A 7,798-nucleotide genomic window follows, 5' to 3' on the forward strand; every position below is an offset into this window, starting at 1 on the left:
GGGGGCATGAAGCACTTTTAACCGGCATTCTGCTTTTATTTATAAAATTTATGACTTTCGCTTCGAGCATTCTGCCGGAAAAGCTTATTTTCGTTGAGAACGTAAGAACAACGACGAATGACCATCATCACCTCAATCGTTAATTGGCTCAACTACAAGCGTATTTACGAAATCGACTTGTTCAAAAAGCATCCGATAGAAACACAACGGGAAGTGCTTTTCGAGTTGTTGGACGAAGCCCGGGATACCGAGATCGGACGACGATACGATTTCCGGACTATCAGTCGCGAACAAGACTTCAAGGAACGGGTTCCCATTCGCAACTATGAAGCCTACTCGGCTGACATTGACCGCTTGCTGAAGGGCGAGAAAAATATTCTTTGGCCCGGCGAGACCAAATGGTTTGCCAAATCGTCGGGCACCACCAACGATAAGAGTAAGTTTATACCGGTGAGCAAGCAATCGCTCGAGGAGGTTCACTTCCGCGGGTTTAAGGATGTGCTGGCTATGTACCTGAAGAATAACCCCGAGTCGCGGGTTTTGTACGGCAAGTCGCTCACCCTGGGAGGCAGCCACCGGGTGAACAGCTTCAACAACAACTCCTATTACGGCGACCTGTCGGCCATCCTGATTGAAAACACGCCGTTTTGGTCGGACTTCATCCGCATACCGCCGGCAGAAGTTGCGCTGATTGAGGAATTTGACGAAAAGGTGGCCAAGATTATTGAGCAAAGCCGCGATGAGAATGTCACCTCACTGGCTGGTGTTCCTTCGTGGAACCTGGTGCTGTTACAACGGGTACTCGAAGCAACGGGAAAGAAAAATATCCTGGAGGTGTGGCCCAATCTGGAAGTGTTCATTCACGGGGGCATCAAGTTTGACCCTTACCGCGAGCAATACCGGCAGCTGATTCCCTCGGAGCTGATGAACTATATGGAAACCTACAATGCGTCGGAAGGATTTTTTGCTATTCAGGACAATCCGGAGAGCAATGATTTGCTGCTGATGCTCGACTATGGCATCTACTACGAATTCATCCCGATGGACGAGTTTCATCAGGAGAACCGGCGGGCCATTTCGCTGGACGAGGTGGAGCTGGATAAAAACTACGCCATGGTAATCAGCACCAACGGCGGCTTATGGCGCTACCTGATTGGCGACACAGTAAAATTCACCCAGCGCTATCCGTTCAAGATTAAAATTACCGGACGCACCAAGCACTTCATCAATGCTTTTGGCGAGGAGCTGATCATCGACAATGCCGAGGAAGCCCTTAAGGTAGCCTGCGAGCGTACTTCGGCCATCATCCGCGAATATACAGCCGGCCCTGTTTTTATGAGCCAGAACAGCCGGGGAGCCCACCAGTGGATCATTGAGTTTGATCAGCTGCCCGACGAGCTGGATCACTTTGTATCGGTGCTGGACGGAACGCTGAAAACACTGAACTCGGATTATGAGGCCAAACGCCACAAAAGCATCACCCTGGATCCGCCACGGGTAACGGTAGCCCCCGAAGGCTTATTTTACGAATGGATGAAGCAACGCGGCAAAATTGGCGGGCAAAATAAGATTCCGCGTCTGGCCAACGACCGGGCCTATTTGGATGAACTGCTGGACTTGCAGAAAAAGAATTTTGGCAATCAGGACTGACAGCCGGCAGGCATTTTTTAAATTTGTACAACAAACACGAAAAACAGAATACTATGCATATCGCTATAGCCGGAAATATCGGCGCCGGAAAAACAACACTCACCGCCTTGCTGGCCAAGCACTATGGGTGGATGCCCCACTACGAGGATGTGGATGAAAATCCCTATCTGAACGACTTTTACGAGGATATGCAACGCTGGTCCTTCAACTTGCAGATCTACTTTCTGAACAGTCGGTTCAACCAGATTCTGGATATTCACAACTCGGGGGAGACGGTTATTCAAGACCGGACAATCTACGAGGATGCGGAGATTTTTGCGCCCAACTTACACGCTATGGGGCTGATGTCGACCCGGGATTTTAAGAATTACAGCAGCCTTTTTCAGCTGATGAGCAAACTGGTAAAAGCACCGGATTTGCTGATCTACCTGCGGGCGAGCGTACCCACCCTGGTAAACCAGATCCAGATGCGCGGGCGCGACTACGAAAACTCCATCCGCATCGACTACCTCAAGCAGCTCAACGAGCGCTACGAAGCGTGGATCGACCGCTACCAGGAGGGTAAACTACTGATTGTAAATGTCGATAAGATTGATTTCACCCAAAACCCGGAAGACCTGAGTGGCATTATCGATAAGATTGACGCCAGCATTCACGGGTTGTTTTAGCAGAAGTTATCCTTACTCACCGGGTGATTCCAAAGTCACCCGGTAAGTAAGGCTTTGTAAAACTTATGCTTTCATTTCCTCAACGGCGGCCAATAGCTTGGGCCAAGCCTGATCGGGAATTTTGGCTCCCACCACCTGAATCACTTCAGCAGCCAGCATACCGCCCAGCTTGCCACAGTTGGCCAGGCTAAAACCATTGGCCAGCCCATACAGAAATCCCGAGGCATAAACATCGCCGGCACCGGTCGTATCCACAACATTCACCGTGGTCGCCGCAACGCGCACCTGCTGCCCACCGGCCTTAATGAGCGATCCTTCTTTACCAATTTTCACCACGGCCACCGAACATTGCTCAGCGATTTCGAGCAATGCTTCCTCCGGCTCCTTGCCGGTAAAAGCCTTGGCTTCTTCCTCGTTGGCAAACACAATGTCTACATAGTCATTGACCAGCCGTTTCAGAAAGTCAAGATTAGCCTCCACCACGTTGAAACTGGCCATATCCAGCGAAATGATCAACCCGTTCTTCTTGGCGATCTTCAAAATTCCTTCAATCAGCTCGTGGTTAAACACCAGGTAGCCTTCGATATGCAGGTAATCGTAAGGGGCAAACAACTCGTCGGACAGCTCACTGGCCACCATCTCGCTGGCAGCGCCCAGATAGGTTCCGAAGGTACGCTCCGAGTCGGGACTGATAAGCGTAGCTGCCACCCCCGAAGGAATGTTGCCGGTTAACAAATGAGGCTTGATCTGCAAGTCTTCAAAGGATTTCCGGAAAAAGTGTCCCATCTCATCCGCGTTTATCTTACCGATAAAAGCCGTTTTTGCGCCCAGCTGAGCAATGCCACGCACGGTATTGGCCGCAGAGCCACCGGTTTCGCGAGCCGACTCCAGTCCGGCAGTCGCCGACAGGATCTTCTGCGAGGTATCAGCATCAACCAGCGTCATGCTCCCCTTGGGCAGTCCAAACTGTTCCAACAAATGGTCATCTTTCAGCTGAACCAACACGTCAACCAAGGCATTACCAATTCCTACGATTGTCTTTTGAGCGTTTTCCATGGCGCAAAAATAAGAAAAAAGCGCTTGCCGGATTGATGGATTGCCGGATTGACGGATTGAAGAAGTCGCAGCCAGTGATAATTTACAATTTAACGATTTACCATTGACGATTGGAAGAAGTCGAAGGCAGTCACAGTCACAGTCACAGTCGCAGTCACAGTCACAGTCGCAGTCGCAGTCACAGTCGCAGTAGACAGATTACTGGATTATTAGATTACAGGATTGATGGATTGACGGAATAAATGCCTGATGGACCAGCAACCAGCAACCAGTAACCAGTAACAAATCGCCCGCCCTTGTTTTACCCTCTGACTTCCTAAAGAGAGAACCAACAAGGACTAATAACCAACAACTCCTTTGAGAAACTTTGTGTAATCCTTTGTGTCTTCGTGGTAAAAGATAATCGATGTTCAGATTGCTGGACTATCGGACTATCGGACTCATGTACCAACAACCAAATGACAACCAATGACTATCAATGACCATTAATGACTACTCAAGACTCAAGACTCAAGACTCACGTCTCCCGACTGATCACTGTGACTGCTCACTTATTACCGGACTCCCGGATTGTTGGAATGTGTGGAATGAGTGGATTGCACACCAGACTGATATATTTCGAAAAATAAATCCGCCAAAATTTGGATCGACAGACTTGTTTATCTTAAATTGTATTACTCTGCTTTTAACAGACAAAATATTCCAATAAATCAAATTTAAAATTTTTCAAAGATGAGAAAATCGATTTCATTTTTGCCCTTAGTAACGGCACTGGTTCTATTTTCGTGCAGCAGTTCATCCTCATTAGATGAAGGCTTTGAGGATGCGAATAAGGATGTTAGCGAAAAATTACTCAAACAAGTCCGCTATGACGCAGCCGACGAATACGAAGAAGATGTCACACTCCAATTCAATTACGATGGCCAAAAGCGACTGACCAGCATTACAGACGGTGACGGCAGCCGCTTCTTCAATTATGACTCAGAGAGTAATTTAACAAGCATCACAGGATCCGACGAAACTTTTGAGATCAGCGAGCTTTACGAGGCCCCCTACGACGCCTTTGAAGAAGGTAATGTGCAGGAATACGACGACAACGGCAACCCCTCCAAGCTGGAGATCTTTGAGAGCAGCGACTACAACGACGAGGAGGAAATGCTAATCGCCGAGCTTAGCTACGCTGCCAAGCCTAATCCCTTCTACTACACCCTAAAAGCAGGTGGTATCATCGACGTGCTGAACGATGTAGAGCTGGATTTTGGCAGCACTTCACCATCGATTGTAAAAGCCTACAAGCTGTTGCCCTATAACAACATCGAAAGCATCATCATCAAAGACATGAATGGGTTGGTTCAAGCAGAAGTGCACTTTGACACCACTTACGACCAGGACGGATATGCCACAAGTACGACAGTGCAATATTTAGATGGCGACGACACCGACACCAGTTACATTACCTACAGCTATCAATAGGAATATCGCTTTCCAACACACACACGAAAAACAATAAAAGGCTGGCCACTCGGCCGGCCTTTGTTAATTCAAACATCCGGATTGGTGGACTTTGAGCGAAAAAGACACTAGATGCCAGACGGAAGACACTGAGAAACCAGTACCTTCCTTTGTGAAACCTTTGCGTAAACCTTTTTGGTCTTCGTGGTAAAAGATAATAGATGTTCAGACTACTGGATTGTTGGATAGCTGGAGCACTGAACTCCCGGACTTGTTAAATTGCTGTTACGACTGACTTTGAATTTCCAATAGCCAATATTCAATAAACAATTGAAACGCTCTGCGGAACCCTGTGTCTTCTCTGCGTTCTTCGCGGTTAAATTTGCTGGATTACTGGATTGTTGAGATATCGGACTAACGACAGATGACAATGATTGAGCATCAATGACGACTCAGCACTCATGATCGGGCCCCCTAAAAAGCAGTTATAGCTGATAGCTTTCAATTTGTTTTTTGTCGGCTTTAAAGAATAATTGTCCGGTTACAGGGTCGTAATCGTATACTGGTTTCTTATCGCCCAGTTGAATGCTGTTAAGCTCGTCGCCGGTATGAACATCCACCTTAACAATTCCGGATCCTTTATTCTGTCCGCCATCACCCACAATCGTTAAGATAAGATTGTAGTTTCCTTTACTTTTCGAGGCTGTGAACTTCTTTCGCACTTCCTGTGCTGCCGCATCTCCGACTCCTCCCCACGATTCAGCCTGCATTTCCAGTCGATCGGTTTCCCAGGTACTGAAGCCCATGTTCTGACCTTTAAGGTAACCGGCCTGGGCTGCCGAACCAGCTGCTACCGCATAAGAGGCAGCCTGCAGTGTTCGCAAGGCAATTTTGGCCGCTAAACTAAGCCCCGGTGCTTCCCAGTATTTGTGATAAACGACATCTCCGGAAGTGGTGAACAAAAAAAGATTCTGACTTGAGCTCAACAACAAGCCCTGACCCAAAAGTTCGAGTCTTTCGGGGGTCTCCTTGCCTTCAAAACCGACCTTTCCAATTAATACATCCCAGTCAGCATTTTGTAAATCCACGGTATAGATTTTTCCATCGGCATAGATGATTTCAGTATTAAACTCGGGACGTATGCGCAGCTCAGGTGCCGGCAACATCCCTTTTTTTGCCCACTTTAATTGGCCCTGGTAGTCGATAACGCCTAAGCGATTTTTATCGTCGACGTACATCAGTCCGGCACCAACAACCTGGTCGATGCGGATGCCTTTAATCTTTTGTTCCCAGATATCGGCTCCGGTTTCCTCATCGATAAGTTTAAGAAACTTCTCTTTCTGAATAATCGCAATGCCCCGGCTGCCCAAATCGACCACATCACCGGTTACTTTTTTTACAGTCCATCGAATGTCGCCTGTTGCAATATCGTACATCTCGAATGATTTGGAGTCGATCACCATCACCCCGGCCTTTATCGCTTTCAGTGTCGGTACTTCTTTCAATTTTAGTTCCTTTGTCCAAAGGCGTTTCCCCGTTGAAAGGTCAAGTGCGGTAACCTGCCCGGAGTTACGAACTTTCTCGAAAAAATAGCCGTTCTTCATGGCGATATCGGTATCAAAATTTTCGAACGTCTGCTTCTTCTCGGTGATATCAAAACTCCAGATTACGGATCCGTCATTCGCATTCAATTTTGCAATTCTTCGTTTCCCGGCAAACAACAGGTTGCCATCGCTTGTAACCACAGGCAACACATCGCTTGCTATTTCCTGGCTTTCCCAGCGAACATTGCCCGACGGTAGGTCAAGCACTTTAGTCACGGTATACTCGGGATTTCCCTTCTCCTGATAGTCAACCCATTCGGCCGATAGAATGGCAGCCCGTATTTCGGGGACATAACCGGAACCGTTATAATTGAATGTGGCCATCATCTTCCCCAGTACCTTTTGGATTGGCATACCTGCTTTTTCAGGACTGACAATCAGCTCTCCGGTTTTCATATTTATAAGCCCAAAGTTTTTAGACCCCATATTATCATTAAACTTGATCATGGCGAAGTTTGCGATCTCTTTCACCTCCTCATCCTCCAAGACAAAAACATGTTGATCATTGAAATCCATCTTCTTACCATCCGGTCCTTTTACGCTTTTCGAACCTTTCAGCAAATCGCTTTCCCACAGCAATTCCCCCGTATTGGCATCTATACCTTTTAACACATAGTCGTTCGTTGCCACCAGAAGAATACCACATTCGGTATGTTTGGTCCAGGCAACTTCTTTGTCGAGGTTTAGTGCCCACAGTGCATCTGAGGCATAAGTAGTTCCTAAAAATGTCATGAAGAGCAGCAGAAAACTAACGGTTTTATTTGTCATGATAGCCGGTTTTAAAGTGATAATAACTAAGGCTACGCAATATCGCAGTTAAAGATTCAGTTGTCTTTTTCCTGCCCATTCACAAACCTCAGCATCCGGTTAGTTTAAAGGATAAAATAAGAGGGACAGTTATATTACTGGTAATGCATGTATTCGAGACAAACCTTGAATCAACAGATCGCCCAAATTCAACTGTCTTCCGCTCCCATCATTCCGGGTCGGAATCGTAGAAACTATTGTTATGAATTGACCCAAACAAAGTTTATTGCGAATGGAACAGCGCTATGCAGTTAGCTGGTAGAGTTGTATAAAAAACCTTCATGATTCCCGGGAATCACCAACAGGAATGAAAGTTCACTATTTGGGCACGCTTCTGTTGTCATTGTTTTCAAAAGTTGTCGGGTTGTCGTTCCACTTCTAATCAAAATCAGTTATCGACATTGTGCTTTAGCGTCTTTACGTGGTAGACTTTCAGAAAAAACCTACATGATTCCCGGGAATCACCAACAGGAATGAAAGTGAATTAACTTGCGGTATCTACGTACCAATAAAATTTTCTACTATGAATCCTGTCGAAGAATTCCCAAGAATCATTGAGCG

At 46.8% G+C, this 7,798-nt stretch carries 5 protein-coding genes; 3 read left to right on the plus strand and 2 right to left on the minus strand.

From position 1 onward, the window contains the following. The first annotated feature begins 117 nt into the window (after positions 1-117). Together C8N47_RS17760 and C8N47_RS17765 are read left to right on the plus strand one after the other, a co-directional pair. Positions 118-1,650: a GH3 auxin-responsive promoter family protein gene (locus C8N47_RS17760; protein ID WP_107823919.1), complete on the plus strand. Its 1,533-nt coding sequence runs from the start codon at positions 118-120 to the stop codon at positions 1,648-1,650. A 53-nt stretch (positions 1,651-1,703) separates the two neighbouring features. Then, positions 1,704-2,318, plus strand: a complete 615-nt coding sequence (locus C8N47_RS17765) for a deoxynucleoside kinase (RefSeq protein ID WP_107823920.1) — start codon at positions 1,704-1,706, stop codon at positions 2,316-2,318. A 63-nt stretch (positions 2,319-2,381) separates the two neighbouring features. Here C8N47_RS17765 and C8N47_RS17770 read toward each other — a convergent pair whose 3' ends face one another. Next, positions 2,382-3,374 (minus strand): adenosine kinase, encoded by a 993-nt coding sequence (locus C8N47_RS17770; protein ID WP_107823921.1) that lies wholly within the window; start codon positions 3,372-3,374, stop codon positions 2,382-2,384. 732 nt (positions 3,375-4,106) lie between these two features. Between C8N47_RS17770 and C8N47_RS17775 the strand changes: the two genes are divergently transcribed. Further along, on the plus strand, positions 4,107-4,847 hold the full coding sequence (locus tag C8N47_RS17775) for an RHS repeat domain-containing protein (protein WP_107823922.1): 741 nt from the start codon (positions 4,107-4,109) through the stop codon (positions 4,845-4,847). Between the two features lie 464 nt (positions 4,848-5,311). Here C8N47_RS17775 and C8N47_RS17780 read toward each other — a convergent pair whose 3' ends face one another. Then, a complete protein-coding gene (locus C8N47_RS17780; RefSeq protein ID WP_107823923.1) occupies positions 5,312-7,198 on the minus strand; it encodes an outer membrane protein assembly factor BamB family protein in 1,887 nt (628 codons plus the stop codon). Positions 7,199-7,798: the final 600 nt, after the last annotated feature.

Origin of the sequence: Mangrovibacterium marinum, assembly GCF_003046625.1 — a bacterium.
GTDB lineage: Bacteria > Bacteroidota > Bacteroidia > Bacteroidales > Prolixibacteraceae > Mangrovibacterium > Mangrovibacterium marinum.